This is a genomic window from Rubinisphaera margarita, assembly GCF_022267515.1.
Taxonomy (GTDB): Bacteria; Planctomycetota; Planctomycetia; order Planctomycetales; family Planctomycetaceae; genus Rubinisphaera; species Rubinisphaera margarita.
The window spans coordinates 92,813-111,168 of record NZ_JAKFGB010000015.1 but is presented as its reverse complement, the minus strand read 5'-3'; the positions used below and the strand labels follow the sequence as shown (position 1 = coordinate 111,168).

12 protein-coding genes are annotated in these 18,356 nt (G+C 58.9%); 6 read left to right on the top strand and 6 right to left on the bottom strand.

The features are described from left to right. Window positions 1-100 precede the first annotated feature (100 nt). Both L1A08_RS16745 and L1A08_RS16740 read right to left on the bottom strand, forming a co-directional pair. The gene (locus L1A08_RS16745) at window positions 101-1,513 is read right to left on the bottom strand and encodes a DUF1501 domain-containing protein (protein ID WP_238757628.1); all 1,413 of its coding nucleotides are present in this window, start codon (window positions 1,511-1,513) and stop codon (window positions 101-103) included. A gap of 77 nt (window positions 1,514-1,590) precedes the next feature. Then, window positions 1,591-4,350: a PSD1 and planctomycete cytochrome C domain-containing protein gene (locus L1A08_RS16740; protein ID WP_238757626.1), complete on the bottom strand. Its 2,760-nt coding sequence runs from the start codon at window positions 4,348-4,350 to the stop codon at window positions 1,591-1,593. A 197-nt stretch (window positions 4,351-4,547) separates the two neighbouring features. Here L1A08_RS16740 and L1A08_RS16735 point away from each other — a divergent pair, with 197 nt between their 5' ends. Further along, complete coding sequence (locus L1A08_RS16735) at window positions 4,548-5,315, top strand: ABC transporter permease (protein WP_238757625.1); 768 nt, start codon at window positions 4,548-4,550, stop codon at window positions 5,313-5,315. A 122-nt stretch (window positions 5,316-5,437) separates the two neighbouring features. After that, on the top strand, window positions 5,438-6,760 hold the full coding sequence (locus L1A08_RS16730; protein WP_238757624.1) for a hypothetical protein: 1,323 nt from the start codon (window positions 5,438-5,440) through the stop codon (window positions 6,758-6,760). Window positions 6,761-6,908: 148 nt separating this feature from the next. Here L1A08_RS16730 and L1A08_RS16725 read toward each other — a convergent pair whose 3' ends face one another. Beyond that, window positions 6,909-7,724 (bottom strand): Nif3-like dinuclear metal center hexameric protein, encoded by an 816-nt coding sequence (locus L1A08_RS16725; protein WP_238757623.1) that lies wholly within the window; start codon window positions 7,722-7,724, stop codon window positions 6,909-6,911. Between the two features lie 168 nt (window positions 7,725-7,892). Between L1A08_RS16725 and L1A08_RS16720 the strand changes: the two genes are divergently transcribed. Both L1A08_RS16720 and L1A08_RS16715 read left to right on the top strand, forming a co-directional pair. Continuing rightward, window positions 7,893-10,733, top strand: coding sequence for a PAS domain-containing sensor histidine kinase (locus tag L1A08_RS16720; RefSeq protein WP_238757619.1), 2,841 nt, complete (start codon window positions 7,893-7,895; stop codon window positions 10,731-10,733). Between the two features lie 88 nt (window positions 10,734-10,821). Further along, on the top strand, window positions 10,822-11,628 hold the full coding sequence (locus L1A08_RS16715) for an SDR family NAD(P)-dependent oxidoreductase (protein WP_238757618.1): 807 nt from the start codon (window positions 10,822-10,824) through the stop codon (window positions 11,626-11,628). 9 nt (window positions 11,629-11,637) lie between these two features. Here L1A08_RS16715 and L1A08_RS16710 read toward each other — a convergent pair whose 3' ends face one another. Continuing rightward, complete coding sequence (locus L1A08_RS16710; protein WP_238757617.1) at window positions 11,638-12,936, bottom strand: APC family permease; 1,299 nt, start codon at window positions 12,934-12,936, stop codon at window positions 11,638-11,640. Between the two features lie 235 nt (window positions 12,937-13,171). On the opposite strand from L1A08_RS16710, the gene L1A08_RS16705 reads away from it, so the two are divergent. Next, a complete protein-coding gene (locus L1A08_RS16705) occupies window positions 13,172-13,450 on the top strand; it encodes a GlsB/YeaQ/YmgE family stress response membrane protein (protein ID WP_238757616.1) in 279 nt (92 codons plus the stop codon). A gap of 15 nt (window positions 13,451-13,465) precedes the next feature. Here L1A08_RS16705 and L1A08_RS16700 read toward each other — a convergent pair whose 3' ends face one another. Beyond that, a complete protein-coding gene (locus L1A08_RS16700) occupies window positions 13,466-14,797 on the bottom strand; it encodes a hypothetical protein (RefSeq protein ID WP_238757614.1) in 1,332 nt (443 codons plus the stop codon). Between the two features lie 243 nt (window positions 14,798-15,040). After that, complete coding sequence (locus tag L1A08_RS23025; RefSeq protein ID WP_390896903.1) at window positions 15,041-15,142, bottom strand: 50S ribosomal protein bL37; 102 nt, start codon at window positions 15,140-15,142, stop codon at window positions 15,041-15,043. Window positions 15,143-15,690: 548 nt separating this feature from the next. Here L1A08_RS23025 and L1A08_RS16695 point away from each other — a divergent pair. Next, complete coding sequence (locus L1A08_RS16695; protein WP_238757613.1) at window positions 15,691-18,345, top strand: TolC family protein; 2,655 nt, start codon at window positions 15,691-15,693, stop codon at window positions 18,343-18,345. The last annotated feature ends 11 nt before the right edge of the window (window positions 18,346-18,356 follow it).

Sequence of the window (18,356 nt, the reverse complement as noted above, 5' to 3'; positions counted from 1 at the left end):
CGCACAATCTGAGCGGCCTGGAGAGTTTTCCCTGTAGTCCTCATCGGACGATGCCTGCGTGCACCTTGAGAAAAAACGCCTCAAGAAACCGATTCCACGATCAGGCGATGACGTCGTGCACGATATTTCCATGCACATCCGTTAGCCGGAAATCCCGGCCCGAATACCGATAGGTCAGCTTCTCGTGGTCGAAGCCGAGCAGGTGCAGAATGGTCGCGTGCAGGTCGTGGACATGAACCGGTTTCTCGACCGCCTTGAAGCCGAGTTCGTCGGTCGCTCCGTAGCGGTAACCGCCCTTCACACCACCCCCGGCCATCCACGCAGTGAAGCCGTAGTGGTTATGGTCGCGACCGTTCACCTTCCCGGCGTTCGCTCCCGGGGTCGGGAGTTCGACCACCGGGGTTCGGCCGAATTCGCCGCTACAGACGATCAGCGTTTCGTTGAGCAGCCCTCGCTGCTTGAGGTCCTTGATCAGCGCAGCGATCGGTTGATCACATTGTCCGGCGAGTCGGCGATGACCTTTTTCGAGATCATCGTGGTTGTCCCACGGCTGCCCGTTCCCATGCCACAGCTGGACGAAGCGGACGCCCCGTTCCACGAGTCGACGGGCAATCAGGCACTGGCGGGCGTGCACGCCTTCGCCGTACATGTCGAGAACGTGCTTCGGTTCCCGGTTCACATCAAATGCATCCGTCGCTTCCATCTGCATGCGGTAAGCCAGCTCGAACGACTGAATGCGGGCTTCGAGTTGACCGTCTCCCGACCGTTTCTCGAGATGCCGCTCGTTGAGCTTCTGGAGCAGATCGATTTGAGACCGTTGCCGCTGGTAAGGCAGCTGGTTGTTCTTAACGTTGGCGATCAGCTCTTCAACATTTTTCGAAGTCGGATCGATGTGCGTTCCCTGAAAAACGCCAGGCAGGAAGGCCGAGCGCCAGTTCTCCGATTCCTTAATCGGATAGCCGCCGGGACAGAGGACGACGAAACCGGGGAGGTTCTGGTTTTCCGTTCCCATTCCGTAGGTGACCCAGGAGCCCAGACAGGGACGAACGAGCCGCGATTCGCCGCAGTTCATCAGCATGAGCGACGGTTCGTGGTTCGGGACATCGGCGTGCATCGAGTGAATGAACGTCATGTCGTCGACGCACTCGCCGAGGTTCTGGAAGATCTCGCTGACTTCGATGCCGGACTGGCCGTACTTCTTGAACTTGTAAGGCGAAGGCATCACGCCGCCGGTCTTCCGCTCGGTCCGAAGGTTTCCCCCTTCGAGGGTTTTGCCGGCCCACTTCTCGAGCTCGGGCTTCGGATCGAAGGTATCGACCTGAGAGGCGCCACCGTTGAGGAAGATGTGAATGACGTGCTTGGCCTGAGCCGGGAAATGCGTCGGATGAGCCAGCATCGGATTTTCCACGCTGCCCTTCGCCTGATCGGCGAGCATCGTGGCGAAAGTCATGGCCCCGAAACCCATCCCACAGCGGCGAAGCATTTCACGTCGAGAGTAAAGTGTTTCGTACATATCAGTCATCCTGAAACAGGAGTTGTGTTCGTATTGGTGTGTCTCTGGCAGAGCCCGTGAACGTCGGAACGGCTGGTTCAATCCACGAACATGAACTCGTTGGACATCATCAGCGTCTGAGCCAGTTCTTTCCGGGCCGCGCTCTGATCGGCAGCCCCGTTGAGATAACCCACGCACCAGGTGAGTTCTTCACTCGACGGGTCTCGCTGGAGCAGTCGCTGGTAGAGTTCGGTCACGTATTTGTCAGCCGGGGCTTCCGCACCCGTTTCTTCAATCGTCTGCCCGGCCATCTTCTGGCAGAGTTCCTGCACGAACGGTGAGTTCATCACGTACAGAGCCTGTTGAGGCACGGTGGTGCGACTGCGGGCCGAGGTACTCGTATTCGGGCTGGCGACGTCGAAGCTGGCGAGAAGCTGCGAGACGTTGTTGCGATCGATATAGCCATAAATCGCCCGTCGCGTCGAGGGCTTCTCGCCTTCAAGTTGAACCGACCGGCCGCCATGGGTTTTGTCGAGCACGCCGGCACAGTCGAGGATCGAATCCCGCATCTGTTCAAAGGTCAGACGCTTTCGATTCATCCGCCAGACGAGACGATTTTCCAGATCGGCCTTTGCCCCTTCCGGCGTACTGAAAGAACTCTGACGGTACGTCTCGGAAGTGACGATCTCGCGGATCAGCCATTTGACGGACCAGTTATTCTCCATGAACTTGTACGACAGATAGTCGAGCAGTTCCGGATGCGTCGGGGGAGCCGTCCGCAAGCCAAAGTCACTGGTTTCACTGACGAGCGGCTGTCCGATCAGCAGCATCCAGACGCGGTTGACGAGAACCCGCGCGGTCAGCGGGTTGTCCTTGGACACAATGGCCTGAGCCAGTTCGAGCCGTCCGCTGGAAGAGTCGCTGAACGGCTCCTTACGAACGAAATCCAGGACCTTCAGAAATCGGCGATCGACCTTATCGCCACGGCTGCCCGGGTTGCCTCGCTTGAAGATCACCGGGCTCGCTGGTTTGTCTTTATCGTTTACGACCATCGCCCGAGGCGGAGCCCCGGCAGAGGTGACGACCAGTTCATCAACCTTCTTCTCGAGGTTGCGATGTCGATTGCGTTCGTCCCGGTTATAGAGCGAAACGGAATCTGGTCCGCTGTAGTTGACCGGAAACCCCGAGGTCAGCACGGCCTGGTGGAGGTCTTTCCACTGTTCCCGCTCGGCTTCCGGAACTTCGGCTTCGGCTTTGAACGCATAAGCGAGCAAGTCGGCATAGATCTTGATGAGATCGTACGAATGCACCGGACGCTTTTCTTCGAGCCGCTTCTTCAACAACGGGTGCGGCTCGAATTCCCCTTTAGCCATCTGAGCGTAAAGCTGCTCGATTCGCTGAGGAGCCTGCTCGTTGTACTGCTCTTCATTTAAGAACATGATCCGTCGGTAGACGCCGAACAGCGGATCCTTCACATCCCGGTCCCGCAGGAAACTGTTGAGGACATCCCGGGCCCGGTTGCGGATTTCATACTTGCCTTCCAGCTCGTAACGGCCCGACTGCAGACCCTGCCGGCTGGCAATCTCATGCAGATACCGCTCGATATTCGCTTTCAGCTCGGCGTTGATCTTCTCGGCTTCTTTGTTCTCGAAATCGTCCACAGCCTGCTCGCGCTTCGCGAGTTCGACTTTGTATTCCTCGTAGGCCTTCTTGTCCGTCGGTTCGCCGATCTGCGGCAGTTTCTCCGGCTCGATGCAGCTGTCGAAGACGCCGTACAGGGCGTAGTAGTCGGCCGCTTCGAGGGGATCGAACTTGTGATCGTGACAGCGGGCACAGGCCAGGGTGAGCCCCATCAGGCCGCGCATCGTCACATCGATCCGATCGTCGAAGATATCCGGAGTGCGATTCAGGAATCGGTTTCCGACCGTCAGGAACCCCATCCCGGCGAGTGCTTCATCACTGCGGCGATTCGGCATCAGATCGGCTGCCAGCTGCTCGGTAACGAACTGATCGTAGGGCAGATCGCGATTGAGAGCATCGATCACATAATCGCGATAGGTATACGCGAACGGATAGCGTCGCTCTTCGGTGAACACGTAGCCTTTGGTGTCCGCGTACCGGGCCAGATCGAGCCAGTAACGGGCCCACTTCTGACCGAAGTCCGTCGAGCCGAGATAGCGATCAATAGAACCCTGCCAGGCCGCGGCATTCGGATCAGCCGCGAACTTCTGAATGTCTTCGTACGAAGCCGGCAGTCCGGCCAGGTCGAAGGCCAGTCGACGCAGTTGTTGACGTGGCTCAGCCTGCGGCGACTGCTTCAGACCGGCTTCTTCCAGTTTTTTCACGATAAAGGCGTCGACAGGGTTGGCGACGCGCGCTTCCGGGTTGACCTGGGGCACTTCCGGGAGCTGAACGGGCTGGAACGCCCAGTGTGTCTTGGCCTGTTCAAAGTAGTCGACCACGACGGCATCATCGGCCGATTCCGGCCAGTAGGCGCCCTGCGAAACCCATTCGGTCAGGCTGGCGATCTGTTCGTCGGTCAGTTTGCCATCCGGCGGCATCTGAGAATCGTCTTCGGAGTAGCGGATCACCTGAATCAGGCGGCTCTCATCGGGATTGCCGGGCACCACAGCAGGGCCGCTTTCGCCCCCCTTCATCAGAAAGGCGTGGCTGTCGAGACGGAGTTCGGCCCACTGTTCTTTAGCACCATGGCATTCCTGACAATGCTGTGCGAGAATCGGGCGGATCTTCGTCTCGAAGAAATGTTCCCTGTCCGCATCTGACGGTTCGGCTGCTGAAAGCGAACCAAACGTCAGCACGAAGGCAAAGACCATCGATAATGTGACTGAATATTTCATGCAGCTGTATTCCGAGGCGGGCAGTCTTGGAGGAGGGAGAGCAATCGGTGTCTTCGGGAAAACATCGCAATCGCTTCATGTATTCTATCGTCTTTTCCCTGCAGATCAAAAGGATATCGGGCAATTCAGCCGCCTCTGAGGGGTGGGACGGATTGCCTCAAGCCGTTGATTTCTGGCTGTTCAGGTAGGCTGCTGGCATGCGAAAACTCCTGAGAACCGTCGTTCCGCCACTGCTGTTCCTGGCGATGTTCCTGTTGAGCTGGGATCTGCTGGTTCGGCTTGGCGGAATCGGACCGTACCTGCTGCCCTCGCCGGCAGCCGTGGCGAAGGTCTTCGTAACCCGCTCGGCGGATCTGTTCGCGGCGGCTCAGATTACCCTGTTTTCCGCCGTGGTCGGCTTTCTGGCGAGCCTGATCGTCGGTTTAATTACGGCTGTGTTCTTCGCCGAATTTCGCTGGCTGCGGATCAGCTGCTATCCGTATGCAATCTTCCTGCACACGGTCCCGATCGTGGCGATTTCCCCGCTGATCATCACCTGGTTCGGCTACGGCGCCACCAGCGTGATCGTCATTACCTTCATTATCAGCCTGTTCCCGATAATCACTTCGGCCACAAACGGCTTCCTCGAAGCCCCTGAGGAATTGCGGGAACTGTTCGATCTGTACGACGCCAGCCGACTGCAACGGCTGCTCAAGCTCCGGTTTCCGTCGGCCATCCCGCAGATTGTCAGCGGGGCTCAGACGGCCTCCGGCATGGCCATCGTCGGGGCGATTGTCGGCGAGTTCTTTGCCGGACATGAAGCGGGGCGATACGGTCTCGGCTATTACATGTTCACCGCTCAGGGGCAGTTCCGCATCGACATTCTGATTGCCGCGATCCTCATCTCAACACTTCAGGGCATCGGCCTGTTCGCCGCCGTGACCCTGTTCGCGAAGACGGCTCTCCGGCGCTGGATGACGTCCTGATGTTCATCCAACAACGTAAGATGTGCCCTGTCCGGGGAATGCGACTTGTCGATCTGGTCCAGACGGGGTACAAACCGTCAACGGTGACTGCTCTGCTCAGCTTTACGTCAAGGATGAACGTCATGCGATTTATGTTCCTGGTTGCGTCGATTCTCTCGGCCGGTCCGATGGTCTCTTCAGCCGCGGCGGAGTCGTATTCGCTCAAGGAACCGCTCAGCGACGGCCGGACTTATCAGGTTCAGGTCAGCGTGCAGGGCAAAGGCACACTCGAAACGCCGACGCAGGAAAAGACGGCACTCGAAATGCCGCTCGAAGTGCAGGCGTCCGCCGCCTTCTACGAACGGCGTCTCCCCTCAGCCGGGCGGGATGAACGGGCCTGGCGATCGCTGCGGAAGTACGACAACGCCCGCTCCGATATCAAGGTGCGAAATCAGGTCACCAATCTGAAACTCTCTTCCACGGTCCGCGATGTGATCTGCGAAGGACGCCGGGAAGGCATTCAGTATTACACCGCCGACATGCCGATGCGCCGGGTCGATCTCGACCTGCTCACCACGCCGGGCGATCCGCTGGCTCTGCTCTCCATGCTGCCGGCTCAGGAAGTGGAAGTCGGCGATACCTGGTCGGTCCCCCAATGGGCCGCTCAGATGTTCGTCGCCATCGAAGCGGCGACCAGTACCGACATCACCGGCAAACTGCTGTCGGTCGAGAACGACATCGCCACGATGCAGTTCACTGGAGAGGTTTCCGGGGCCACCGCGGGTGCGACGTCAAAGATCATCATCAATGGCACCGCGACCTTCGATCTGGCTCAAACGATGCTCACCTCACTGAAGTTGATCCAACAGGAAGAGCGTTCGATCAGCACGGTCTCCCCTGGCATCAAGGTCACCGCCACCGTGCAGTGGAAGCGGGGAGTCAGTTCGGGCACGAAAATTGGCGACAGTGAAATCGAAGGAATCCCGTTCGATCCGCCGACGATCGCCAGTCTGCTGCTGTTCCAGTCGAAGCACTGGGATGTGAGCTTCATTCACGACCGCACCTGGTACGTTTTTCAGGAAACGCCTGAAGTGGTTGTGCTGCGAATGGTCGAGAATGGCAGCCTGATCAGCCAGTGCAACATCGCCCGCATCGGCGACGTTCAGCCCGGCGAGCATGTTGCTCCCGAGAAGTTCGAGAGCGATATCAAAGTCTCTCTCGGCGACCAGTTCTCGCAGATCGTCGACCAGCAGGAAATGACGACCGAAAGCGGTCTGTATATTAACCGCGTGGTCGCCGCAGGCTCAGCCAATGGTCTGGAGATGGCGTGGATCTATTACCTGTGTGCTGCCCAGAACGGTCGCCAGCTGTCCTTCGTGTATGCTGTCGAATCCAATAATCTCGAGGCGCTCAACGGACGCGACCTGTCGATCGTGGAATCGGTCGAGTTTCTCCCCGCCGAGTAGTGTTTCCGCAGCAAAGGCCCGGTGGCTGCTCCGTGCAGAATAATGGCTCGCTCAGACGCGTGCGTCTGAGTAGCAACGGCACACGAAGTTGCTGACCGACGTTCGCACTCCGCACGGGCGGAGCCAGCGGCACTTAATTGTGTGTCCCTTACGAGTTCGGCAGGTCGATACTGACCGGGTCGGACTCGACTTCGCTGGCGAAGCATTCGATGTTCGGGAACTGATGACCAAGAATCGTCGCCAGCTTTTCGCAGGCAAATCGCTCTGAGGCGAAGTGTCCAACGAGGATCAGCCCAATATTTCGCTGGCGGGCTTCCAGACAGGCGTGAAAGCGGGCTTCACCGGTGATCAGCACCTGGCACTCGGCTGCCGCCGCTTCTTTCATGAACTCCGCGGCTGCTCCACAGGCGACTCCGATGCGGCTGACCGTCTGCTCCCGATTCCCCACGAACTGCAGATAATCGAGCGTCCAGTCGCGGCGAATCTGTTCCAGCAGAGCGGCGAACGTCAGCGGCTCCGGAAGATCGCCGTGTCGTCCGGCACCGCGAGCCGGCCTGGCTTCGATTTCTTCAAGCGGACGCAGAGGTTTGCAGTTTCGCAGTTGAAGGCGCTCGCACCACTGCTGATTAATGCCCTCGGCGGCACTGTCGAACGCGGTGTGAGGTGAGTAGACCGAAACCTCGTTCCGGATCAGATCGAGCAGCATGCGTCCTTCTGCGGATTCGGTTGTCAGTCGCTGGACGGCACGGAACAGAACCGGATGATGCGTGACGATCAGGCCGACCTGTTTCTCGATGGCCTCTGTGGCGACATCCGGCGTCAGAGTCAGACAGGTCATCAACCGTGACGGACGGACGGCTGGGTCCCCCAGCAGCACACCCACGTTATCCCAGGATTCGGACAGGTCCAGCGGTGCAAACTGTTGCAGGTACTCCACGACAGTGAGATCGGATTGGCTGCTCATTTGTGCTGTCCTTTGTCCGCTCCGCCGCCGGGCCGGCCGCCTGGGAGCAAAGTCGATGCGAAAGGTGGAGAAGGATGGCGGAGCGGTGTCCGGGGTCTACAATGAATCGAATTCTGTTTGCTGACAGGATGGCCGTTCGCAAGCTCTTCGGAAAGCTAACACAGTCCGATGTTTGACGCAATTTTTAAGCTCTTTGATACCGCCGGCTTCCCACCGCGGTGGTATTGTGGCACCACGTGGGCGCAGGAGCCGTTCTGGGGATGGTCGCACATCATCGCCGACACGGCCATCTGGGGTGCCTACATGGGCATCCCCGCAGTTCTGTTCTACTTTCTTCGACAGCGCAAGGATCTCCCGCTGCCCGGAGTCCTCTGGCTTTTCGGCGCCTTCATTTTCTGCTGCGGCCTGACGCACCTGATCGACGCGCTGATCTTCGAATGGCCGATCTACCGCTTCTCAGCCGTAATGAAAATGGTGACCGCGACGGTCTCCTGGGCGACAGTATTCACCCTCGTCCCGCTGATTCCGGTTGTCCTCTCCTTCCGCAGTCCGGTTCATCTTGAGGAAGTCATTTCGCGTCGAACGATCGAACTCCAGAAACTGACGGAAGAGTTACAGGAGCAGATTCGTGATCATGAACGGACCTCGCGCGAGTTGAGCGAGCAGAAGGAAACGCTCCAGCTCGCCCTGGCAGCCGGCCGAATGGGAACGTGGGACTGGGACCTGAGAACCAATGAGGTAAAGTACGACCCGCTCGAACAGGACCTGATTGGCTTCACACTGGATCAACAGGCGGACCCGGTAGAAAACTTCTTTAAGGCCGTTCACCCCGACGACCGCGACTCGATCAAACAGGCCCTCGATCATGCCATCAAAGAAGGCGTCGGTTACGATCACGAGTTTCGCTTTCACGTTCCCGGCTTCGGCTACAAATGGCTGGTCGGACGGGGTGCCGTCATTTACGACGATTCCGGAAAACCGATCCGTATGCGGGGACTGAACTACGACATCACCGATCGCAAACGAGCCGAAGAATCGACCCGCGAGAACGAACGGAAACTCAAGCGGGTTCTCGGTAGTCTGTCGAGCTTCGTCTGTGTGCTCGATGAAGAAGGCAACCTGCTCGACATGAACCGGTATGCGGCTGAACTCAGCCGAACCCGAGTCGACGAAGCACTCGGCAAACCCCTGTGGGAATGCCCCTGGTGGAACTACGACAACGACGTTCGCGAACAGGTGCGGCAGGCCGTGCTTGAATGCAAGTCCGGCATCAGCGGCCGCTTCGATCTCGAAACGGAAATCGCCAACGGCGAGCGGATTATCCTCGACTTCACCATCACGCCCCTCTACGACAACAATGGTCAACTGGAGTGGATGATCCCCTCGGGCATCGACATCACGACCCGGAAGAATGCCGAAGAAACACTTCGACTTCACACCCGGGCCATCGAGTTTGCTCAGAACGGAATCGTGATCGCTCACGCCCAGAACGACCAGCCGCTGATTTACTGCAATTCCGCGATGGAAACGCTCACGGGCTATTCGCTCGAAGAGTTGCTGGGAAAGAATTGCCGGATGCTTCAGGGGCCGGAGACGGATCCCAAAACCGTCAGGATCGTGCACGACGCCGTGGCGACGCAGACGGAATGCCGGGTCACCATCCTCAACTACCGGAAAGACGGCACGCCCTTCTGGAACGATCTGCATATCTCGCCGGTCGAAGACGTGAACGGCGAAGTTACTCACTTTGTCGGCGTGCAGTCCGACGTCAGCGAGCGGATTCGGTACGAACAGCGACTCATCGAAGCCCGCCGGGCGGCTGATCAGGCCAGTCAGGCCAAGTCGCAGTTCCTGGCCAATATGAGCCACGAGATCCGAACCCCGATGACCTCGCTGCTCGGCTGTGCGGACATGCTGCACCGTCAGATTCAGGAGCCTGACGCCAAGGATCTGGCCCGAATGATCCGCGATCAGGGGCAGATGTTGCTCGGGATCCTCAATGACATTCTCGATCTGTCGAAGATCGAGGCCGGCAAACTCGACATTCACCCCGAACCGAACGATGTGTGCGCGACACTCGAAACGGTGCACTCGCTGATGCATCCGGTCGCTGTGGAACGGGGACTCGAACTTGAGTTGAAATATCTCACGCCGGTCCCACGAGCCGCCACGTTCGATCCGCTGCGAATCCGTCAGATTGTGCTCAACCTGGTCAGTAACGCTCTCAAGTTCACCGAAGCAGGCCGCGTGACCATCGAAGTCTCGTGCCAGGACTCCACTCCAGCGACACTGCTGCACGTGAGCGTGGTCGACACGGGCGTGGGAATCGATCCAGAGAATCTGCAGGCGATCTTCGAAGCCTTCACGCAGGACACCAAGGTCAAACGGGCCAGCGGGGGAACCGGGCTCGGGCTGACGATCAGTCAGAAGCTGGCCGAGATGATGGACGGAGAACTGCTGGTCGAAAGTGAAGTCAACCAGGGAAGTCGCTTCACGCTGAGGGTTCCAATTCACGATGTCTCCGACGAGGTCCGCTCCGCTAAGCAGCCACACATCGAAGACAACGGACAGTTCGACGGCGGCACGCAATCCGATCAACTGTTCGAGTGTCGCGTTCTGGTCGCTGAAGATACCCCTGGCATCCAGTTCCTGCTGAAACGGATTCTCGCCGACAAGGTGCGGACGGTCGAAGTGGTCGATAACGGACAACAGGCTGTTGACGCCGTGACTCGAGCCGAGGAGGCACGCACGCCGTACGACCTGATTCTCATGGACATGCAGATGCCTGTGATGACTGGCTACGAAGCGACGCGTCAGTTGCGATCCACAGGATTTTCGAGGCCCATCATCGCCCTCACGGCTGGGGCGATGGCGGAGGATCGGGAACGTTGCCTCGACGCGGGCTGCAGCGATTATCTCCCCAAGCCAATCAGCCTCGATCAACTCATGGAAAAGATTCACGACACGGTTCAGAAAGACCGGGGCGGGAGCGATTCTTCGGAAAAATAGGGGCTTGGTTCCTGCCTGGCTTGAGCTACGATCAGCATTGACGTTTTCCCCCCATCTGTGACCGCTCTGACTGGCCTGGGTTTCCCTGATGAATAATCAAGCACCGTGGACGACCAACCATCCGTTCGATGTTGATGAGCCTGTGATGCTGGTTACCGGCGGCGGCCGCCATCGTGTTGGCAGCGTCATTGCCAGATACTTCGCCGCCCGGAGCTACGCGCTGGCCCTGCATTATCATTCGTCTGAAGAGGAAGCACAGGAAGGCCGCGAAGAGCTTCGGAAGGACGGCACGCGATGCGAAATCTTCAAGGCGGATGTCACCTCCGAAGCGGACGTCTCGCGGATGGTTGAAGCGGTCTACAAGAAGTTCGGCCGCATTGATGCGCTCGTGACCACCGCATCGATCTGGTCGCCCAGGCCGTGGGCGAAGGTCACCGCAGATGACCTGCGGAAGAACTTCGACGTCAATACGTTGGGAACGTTTCTGTGCGCGAAGGCCGTGGGCGAAGTGATGATCCAGCAGCCAACTGGCGGCGCGATCGTGACCTTTGGCGATTCCTCTATCAATCGGCCTTATCTCGACTTCGCGCCTTACTTCATCTCCAAGGGGGCGATCCCCACCTTGACGCAGGTCCTGGCTGTGGAGTTAGCCGATCGGAACCCCAACGTGCGGGTCAACTGCATTCACCCGGGCCCGGTGATGTTGCCGCCCGATACCGACGATGACAAAGCCGCTCGCATCCGTGAGCTGACGCTGCTCAAGACCGCCGACCGCCCGGACATGGTTGCTCAGGCGGTTGAGGCCCTCGTGAACAATGTCTTCATGACGGGGGTCTGTCTTCCGGTCGATGCCGGCAAACATATGCACTGCCCGGCCGAGCGTCGGCGTCCCTGATCAGTTCGCTCAATTCGACTTCCAGCGACTCGCCAGCAGATAGATCACCAGCCCCCCGAACAGGGTCGCCAGGCCGGAGATACTTTCCAGCGGATGACGAGACGCACTCAGTAGCGCGATTCCGGTCGTGGCCACCACAAAAAATCCGGCCGCGATGCTCTGCGACCACGAGAGCTTCTCGTCCCGCTCAATCCAGAACAGACTGGCCACCGTAATGGCCGAACTGAGGGAAAGCGTGAAGCTCAGGTAGGTCAGCAGATCCTGTAGCGACGTGATCGCGATCATCAGCATTGCCGCGGCGGCCTGGACCAGAATGCTGAACCGGGGCGTCGTCCCCTGAAAGGCGAACATACGGGGCAGGACTCCGTCGGCGGCCATCTGCGCATAAATCCGAGGCCCGGTCATGATCAGGGCCGAAACGGATGTGTAGAGCGAAACGCAGATCGTCAGCCCCATCACCCAGGCGAAGCCGCGACCGGCCAGTTCTCCCGCGACGATTGTCGCCACCTGCTCCTGACCGGCGACTTTGTCCATCGCCACGGAGTAGACGAAGACCGCATTCACGGCAATGTAGAAAAGAGTCACCAGAGCCGTCCCCAGCAGCAATGCTCGTCGAACCGTTCGCCCCCGTTCTACGAACTCGCCCGAACAATAAATCGCCGCATTGAATCCGCAATAGCTCAGCGAAATCCACATCAGACTCGTGGCAAACACGGCTGGGTCCACTGACGCTGACTTTCCGGCGAAACCTTCATTGAGTCCCTCCCAGCCGCCGGGGAACTGGCTTGCCGCCACCGCCACGAACAGTGTCAGCAGCAACAGATTCAAAGCGACCATCCCATTCTGAATGGATGCGCCCAGTCGAACGCGAAACAGATGCTGCACCGTCGCCAGGCCGACGGCGAGGAGCGCAAATGTTCCTCCCGGGAGCCCGGTTCCGGCGGGAATCAGATCGCGAACGAGCGATTCGAGAGCCGAAGCGGCGAAGGCGATCGCGCCAGTGAAGCCGGCGATCATTGAGACGAGGCCGGCGAGAACTCCCAGAGCCGGATGCACGCCTCTCGCCAGAAACAGATACTCGCCGCCCGACTCCTGAAAGTGAGCCGCCAGAACGCCGTACGAGGTTGCGCCGCAGAGGGCGACCACACCGCCCACAAGCCAGGCGAGCATCACCAGAGTCGGATTCCCCAGATCGGCCAGAGCAAATCCACTCGTGGTGTAAAGCCCGGCGCCGACCATGCTCGAAACCACGATGGCGATGGCGGAAAAGAGTCCGAGTGAATTCGCTGGAGGGGCCTCTGAAGTCATGAACCGATTCTTCTGAGTTCCGCAGTCTGATGTTCAGTAAGAGTCTCGCGGCCGCACGGAATCCTGTTGACTTGTCCTGACCGTCCTTTAGCCTAGAGCAGATTCAGCATGCAGGAGGTTGTCGCTCAAGCGACAGCAGGAGAAGCATGAAAATGGTCCAGACCGGACCATTCCCTCGAAAGTCCATGCTAACGATCGTCGCATCATATCGCCCGACATCTCAGAAAGTCTTCCCATGAGTGTGACGGAACTGATTCTGCTGTTGATTGTCGCCGGGATTTGCGGAAGCATCGGACAGGGAATCGCGGGGTATTCTCGAACGGGCTGCCTCGGTTCGATTGCGCTCGGCTTCATCGGCGCCCTGTTCGGAGCCTGGATCTCCAAAGCGATCGGCTTGCCGGAAGTTCTCAATGTCCGCTTTGGAGACATGAACTTCCCGATCATCTGGTCCATCGCCGGCTCGGCGATCTTTGTCGCCGTACTCAGCCTGTTTACCCGTCGTCGCGTTCGCTGAATCAACCGAACGGTCTCAATTCGCGTTGAGTCCGTCTGCTGTTCCGCCGGACGGTCTGACGAGAGCGATCATCCGATGAATTTCGTCCTGCATCAGCTGGACCAGGCGACTGACGTACTCATCGGAGAGATAGTCGTTGTTATAGATCACGCCGAGGTGCAGTTCCGGACCATTGCCCAGGACGCCGACCGCGAGGTTGACGCCTTCCCGCAGCGGCGGAAAGAGCACCGCACTGGCGAGTTGATTCTCACCCCAGGAGAAGTCGTTGTTCATTTCGACGCCGACGCGGCCGATGTTGCTCAGGATCATGCTCGATCCGGTGATCGATTTCGGGAGCCAGTGCCAGGGATAGATCGCCCGCAGAGTGTGCAACATCGACATGTGCAGCCGATGTTCGCGCAGCGTCCCGGTTTCGGTGGCGATCGACTTGAGCAGCTCCAGCCGGTTTTCATCGGTCGGCTCGGCGATGGCCGGACGATCGAGAAACGTCATGGAGACACAGTTAGCGACCAGTTCGCGTTCTCTTGAGGCGTCCCGCGTGCTGACCGGCACGCCAAGCCGGTACATTTTTCCGGGCTGCACATCCTCGGCGGCCGCCATCCGGAACATTGCGAAATAGGCCGCACAAACCAGGACGTCGTTCAGCGTCCAGCGGATCCCGTCCACGGGAGGGCGATCCTTCAGTTGCTCGACCACATCCGGAATTCGCTCGATGAACCCCTTGCGGTTGTACTGCGTGCGTTGTTCCTGATTCTGCAACTGGACAACGTTTCGCGTTCGGTAGAAGCGGAAGATTCGCTGAATCTGTCTCTTGCTGATCCAGCCGATCTTGTGCTCGCCGCGAAGCCGTAACCGACGAAGCTCGGCCTTGACGAACTCCTGCTGATCGAGCTGGGCTTCCTTGACCTCTTCTGGCGAGCCGGCATCAATGTCCCGCCATTCCTTGATCAATTGCAGGATCGCCAGCCCATCGGCACAGCAATGGTGAATTTCAAGCCAGATCTCTGTCTGATCGCCCTGAGCCGCGGGAATCGTCCAGACGCGGATCCCCCGCTCCTTGCGGATATCGATCGGCGGCTGATTGAACAGGTCGCGGAGCGTCGTGGGTGCGAAACGGAGTGGCGTCCGAGGCAGCGTCTCCCAGCACGGAATAATGCCTCGATAAATGATGCGGGCATTGAGAAGCGGGTGCCGGGCCACGGCCAGACTCAGCGATCGCTGCAGACGCTCGAGGTCGAGCGGACCATCGAGAAGCAGGCGACCATAGATGACCATCGGCTGATGAGGCCAATCGCTGGAAAACAGAAAGTTTTCGAACGGCGTTAAGCGGTCTATTACAACAGCCATCGAGGACGCAGCCGCCAACTGAAAGGTACAGAGTCGACCACAATCTGGACATCCGATTGCCGGTCAGGGCTTATTGTACGGGCTCTCTTCTAAAAACCAACCCCGTCGAATGATTGTAAGTGCTGAAATATTCGGGGTTTACTCGCGATTTTCAGCGACTCGGGCCGTGCCGAAGCCACCGCGCAGCAAAAAACCCGCTCGACTTCGAACGGGTGAATCTTCTGTCAGCAGCAGAGGCCGGCCTTAGGAAAGGCGAATGTGCTTCCGCTTGGAACGCCGTGCCTTGGCACTGGCGGGCCGCTTACCGTGATTTGCTTTCTTCAGTTTTCGCTGTGTCTTAGCCACCGTCATCACTCCCGATATGTATCAATTCCTGGCAGCCCTGGGCGTTTCTTCCCGCTGCGCATGCCGATCCGCTTCAAACGAGCCGACCATTATACCGCATTCCCACGTTCTCGCAAGACATCCCCATTATCGGCAGCGATTGCCCGCGAACCTGCCCACGAAGCACCTCCGGTTAGAGAGCAGCTGGAATTGCGAGGGCCAGATCGCCCGTTCGCCATATCCGATTCATTCTGCTCAATCTCGCACCGCCTGCGACGGCGACGCACTCTGAACAGAAGTATCAACGCCGGAGATGACCAGATTCAAACGCTTGTTCGAGAAAATCGAAAAGCAGGATCGGGCAATGTCAAACTTTGCGGGTGCTGAGGCCGATAACGGATATAGGAATTCGTGCGCGGATTCCGTCTCTAACGACATTATGGCTGGTGCATGCGCCGCTGACGGCAGGATTCTCTGCGGTCGGCACCCGCTGCAGGCACCGGAAACTCGGTCGGATGGTTCAAAGATCTGGCCGAGAACGTTCAGGACGGGGTGGGGAAATGACTGCTATGAATCGAGTTCGAGCTTCGAAGAGCCTCAAAATCTGCCTGGCTCTCCTGTTGCCGCTTTCGTCCGGTTGCCAGCACGGTTACACCCGTTATTTCTACCTGGGTAAGCCGAACCCGCAGCTCGAACAGTACCGCGAGAATGCGATGGAGGAAGACCATCCCGGCGTCGCTCAGGCGATGCCGCTCCAATTGGAAACGACTTCGCCCCCCCGGACGGTCGCGACCATCAAGCGCGATGAGATCTGGGATCTCTCGCTCGAAGAATCTGTCCATATCGCGCTGGCCAACAGTGATGTCATCCGTTCGGCTGGGCAATTCCTTTCGCCAGGGAACAGCCTGCTCGCCAACCCGCTGCAAGTCGCCAGTACGTTCGACCCGGCGATTCAGGACTCGGGCGTGCTCTTCGGCGGAGTCGGTACCGAAGCGGCTCTGGCCGAATTCGATGCCACCCTCTCCAGCAGCCTGTTCTTCAGCCGTGAAGAAACGGTCTCCAACAGTGCCTTTACCGGAACGCAAACCGGACGGGTGCTGGAACAGGAAACGGGACAGTTTAACGCCGCCATCAATAAGCAAATGGCCTACGGGGCTCAGTTCACGTTGAGTCACCAGGTCAACTACCTCGATACCAACTCAACCGCCGTGCTGTTCCCCTCGTCTTATTCGGGCAACGTGCAGGCCGAGTACCGTCAGCAGTTGCTCTCCGGTTCGGGAGCCGAGTTCGTTCGTGTCGCCGGTCCTCTGAGTACCGGTTTTACGAACATTACCGGGGTATCGAACGGGGTGCTCATTGCCCGTATTAACGCCGATATCTCGATCACCGAATTCGAAGCCAATGTGCGGAACCTGGTGAAGGATGTTGAAGACACCTATTGGGATCTCTATCTGGCTTATCGCAACTTCGATACCTCAGTCACCGCCCGAAACACGGCTCTGGATACGTGGCGAGTCGCCAAGGCGAAACGTGATCTGGGTGGGGTCCGTGGATTCAGCAACTCTGAAGAAGCACAGGCTCGGGACCGTTACTTCGAAACCCGCGCTCAGGCGGAGAACGCGCTCGGCAATCTCTACGTGACCGAACAGCGGCTGCGGGAACTGCTCGCTCTGCCAATCAATGACTGCAAAGTCATTCGTCCGGCCGACGATCCCGTCGCCGCCCGATTGCATGCCGAATGGTATCACAGCCTCGCCGAAGCTCTGACCGAACGCGTCGAACTGCGTCGTCAGAAGTGGAACATCAAGAGTCTTGAACTGCAGTTGGGTGCGGCCAGAAACTTCGCCCGTCCGCGGCTCGATGTCGTTGCTCGTTACCGCGTGAACGGCTTCGGGGACCATCTGCTCGCCAACAGCGACGATGACCGCTTCGGCGGAGACCTGAACTCCTTCTACGGCAAAGTGGCCGAAGGGGAAGAAACCGGATACGACCTCGGTCTCGAATTCAACATGCCATTCGGTCTGCGACTGGCGAAAACACAGATCCAGAACATCGAGTTGCGGCTCGCCAAGGCTCGCAAAGTGCTGGCTGCTCAGGAACTCGAAGTCGGCCACGAACTCGCCGTCGCCTTCCAGCAGCTGGAAACTTCTTACGCCACAGCCGTGTCCAACTTCAGCCGCCGCAACGCCGCTCTCGAACGCGTGCGGATGATCGGACAGGAACTCGAAGTCGGCTCCGGGTCCAATACGCTCGACCGTTACCTGCGTGCTCAGGAATCGCTCGCCGCAGCGGAGAACGCTTACCATCAGTCGCTCGTCGACTACAACAAAGCCATCGTGAACCTGCACTTCCGTCAGGGAACGCTGCTTCAGCACGATAGCATCCAGCTCGCCGAAGGGAAATGGGATCCGGCGGCTTACCAGCAGGCCTACGCCCGAGCCAAATCACGGGCTCACGCGATTCCTGCTCCACACAAACGAACCGTGCCGCCAGCCTTCGCTGCTGATGGTCACATTCAGAAGTACGGTTTCTCGGCTCCGGAAGCCCAGGGCCTTTCGACCCAGGATCAACTCGATCAGGAAACGGAACTGGCCCCTTATCCGGAACGCCTCCCGCTGCCGTTCGCCCCGGACCAGATGGACAAGTCGAACGAGAAGGGAAGCGATGTCCCGCAGGTTCCCGGAGCTCCGGATTCCGAGCCGAGTCCGCCACCGTACTTCGAAAAGAAGAACGGAACGCCACAGCTCATCGAGCCGGTGCCGACCGACGGACGCGAGGTTCGGAATGGCTCCGCCGCTCCGGCCTTCCCGACCGCAGAAGCAACACCGACCGGATCGTTCCCAACGAAAACAGGAACGGCGTTCCCGGTGCAGAACCCGGACACCGTCCCACGAACCGGGGGTGGCGTGAGCCCGGCCGGTTACGTACCAGCAGCCGGCAGTGCCCGACTGCCGGAACTGATTCAGAATCCGGTTCAGCAGCCGGCAGGTCCGGCTGACCTGAAGAATCAGTTCCCGGTTTCGGGAGATCAGTTCCCAGCAGCCGGTTCGCCCTGGAAAGCGGTCGACTCCAACACTTCGGAACCTGCTCAGGCTCCGAACTTTCCGATGCCCGAAGTGAACTCGACTCCAGTTCAGGACAGCGAATCGACTCCGGCGACGACGCCGCAGGCGACTCCCGTCGCTCGGGAAATCGGGAACGCGATTCCGTCTTACAACAAGTAAGCTCGGAACCG

Excerpts from the sequence above, each read along its gene's own strand:
- L1A08_RS16705 (WP_238757616.1), top strand. The coding sequence starts at position 13,172 with ATGAGTGTGACGGAACTGATTCTGCTGTTGATTGTCGCCGGGATTTGC.
- L1A08_RS16695 (WP_238757613.1), top strand. The coding sequence starts at position 15,691 with ATGAATCGAGTTCGAGCTTCGAAGAGCCTCAAAATCTGCCTGGCTCTC.
- L1A08_RS16740 (WP_238757626.1), bottom strand. The coding sequence starts at position 4,350 with ATGAAATATTCAGTCACATTATCGATGGTCTTTGCCTTCGTGCTGACG.
- L1A08_RS16720 (WP_238757619.1), top strand. The coding sequence starts at position 7,893 with ATGTTTGACGCAATTTTTAAGCTCTTTGATACCGCCGGCTTCCCACCG.
- L1A08_RS16730 (WP_238757624.1), top strand. The coding sequence starts at position 5,438 with ATGCGATTTATGTTCCTGGTTGCGTCGATTCTCTCGGCCGGTCCGATG.
- L1A08_RS16745 (WP_238757628.1), bottom strand. The coding sequence starts at position 1,513 with ATGTACGAAACACTTTACTCTCGACGTGAAATGCTTCGCCGCTGTGGG.
- L1A08_RS16725 (WP_238757623.1), bottom strand. The coding sequence starts at position 7,724 with ATGAGCAGCCAATCCGATCTCACTGTCGTGGAGTACCTGCAACAGTTT.
- L1A08_RS16735 (WP_238757625.1), top strand. The coding sequence starts at position 4,548 with ATGCGAAAACTCCTGAGAACCGTCGTTCCGCCACTGCTGTTCCTGGCG.
- L1A08_RS16700 (WP_238757614.1), bottom strand. The coding sequence starts at position 14,797 with ATGGCTGTTGTAATAGACCGCTTAACGCCGTTCGAAAACTTTCTGTTT.
- L1A08_RS16710 (WP_238757617.1), bottom strand. The coding sequence starts at position 12,936 with ATGACTTCAGAGGCCCCTCCAGCGAATTCACTCGGACTCTTTTCCGCC.
- L1A08_RS16715 (WP_238757618.1), top strand. The coding sequence starts at position 10,822 with ATGAATAATCAAGCACCGTGGACGACCAACCATCCGTTCGATGTTGAT.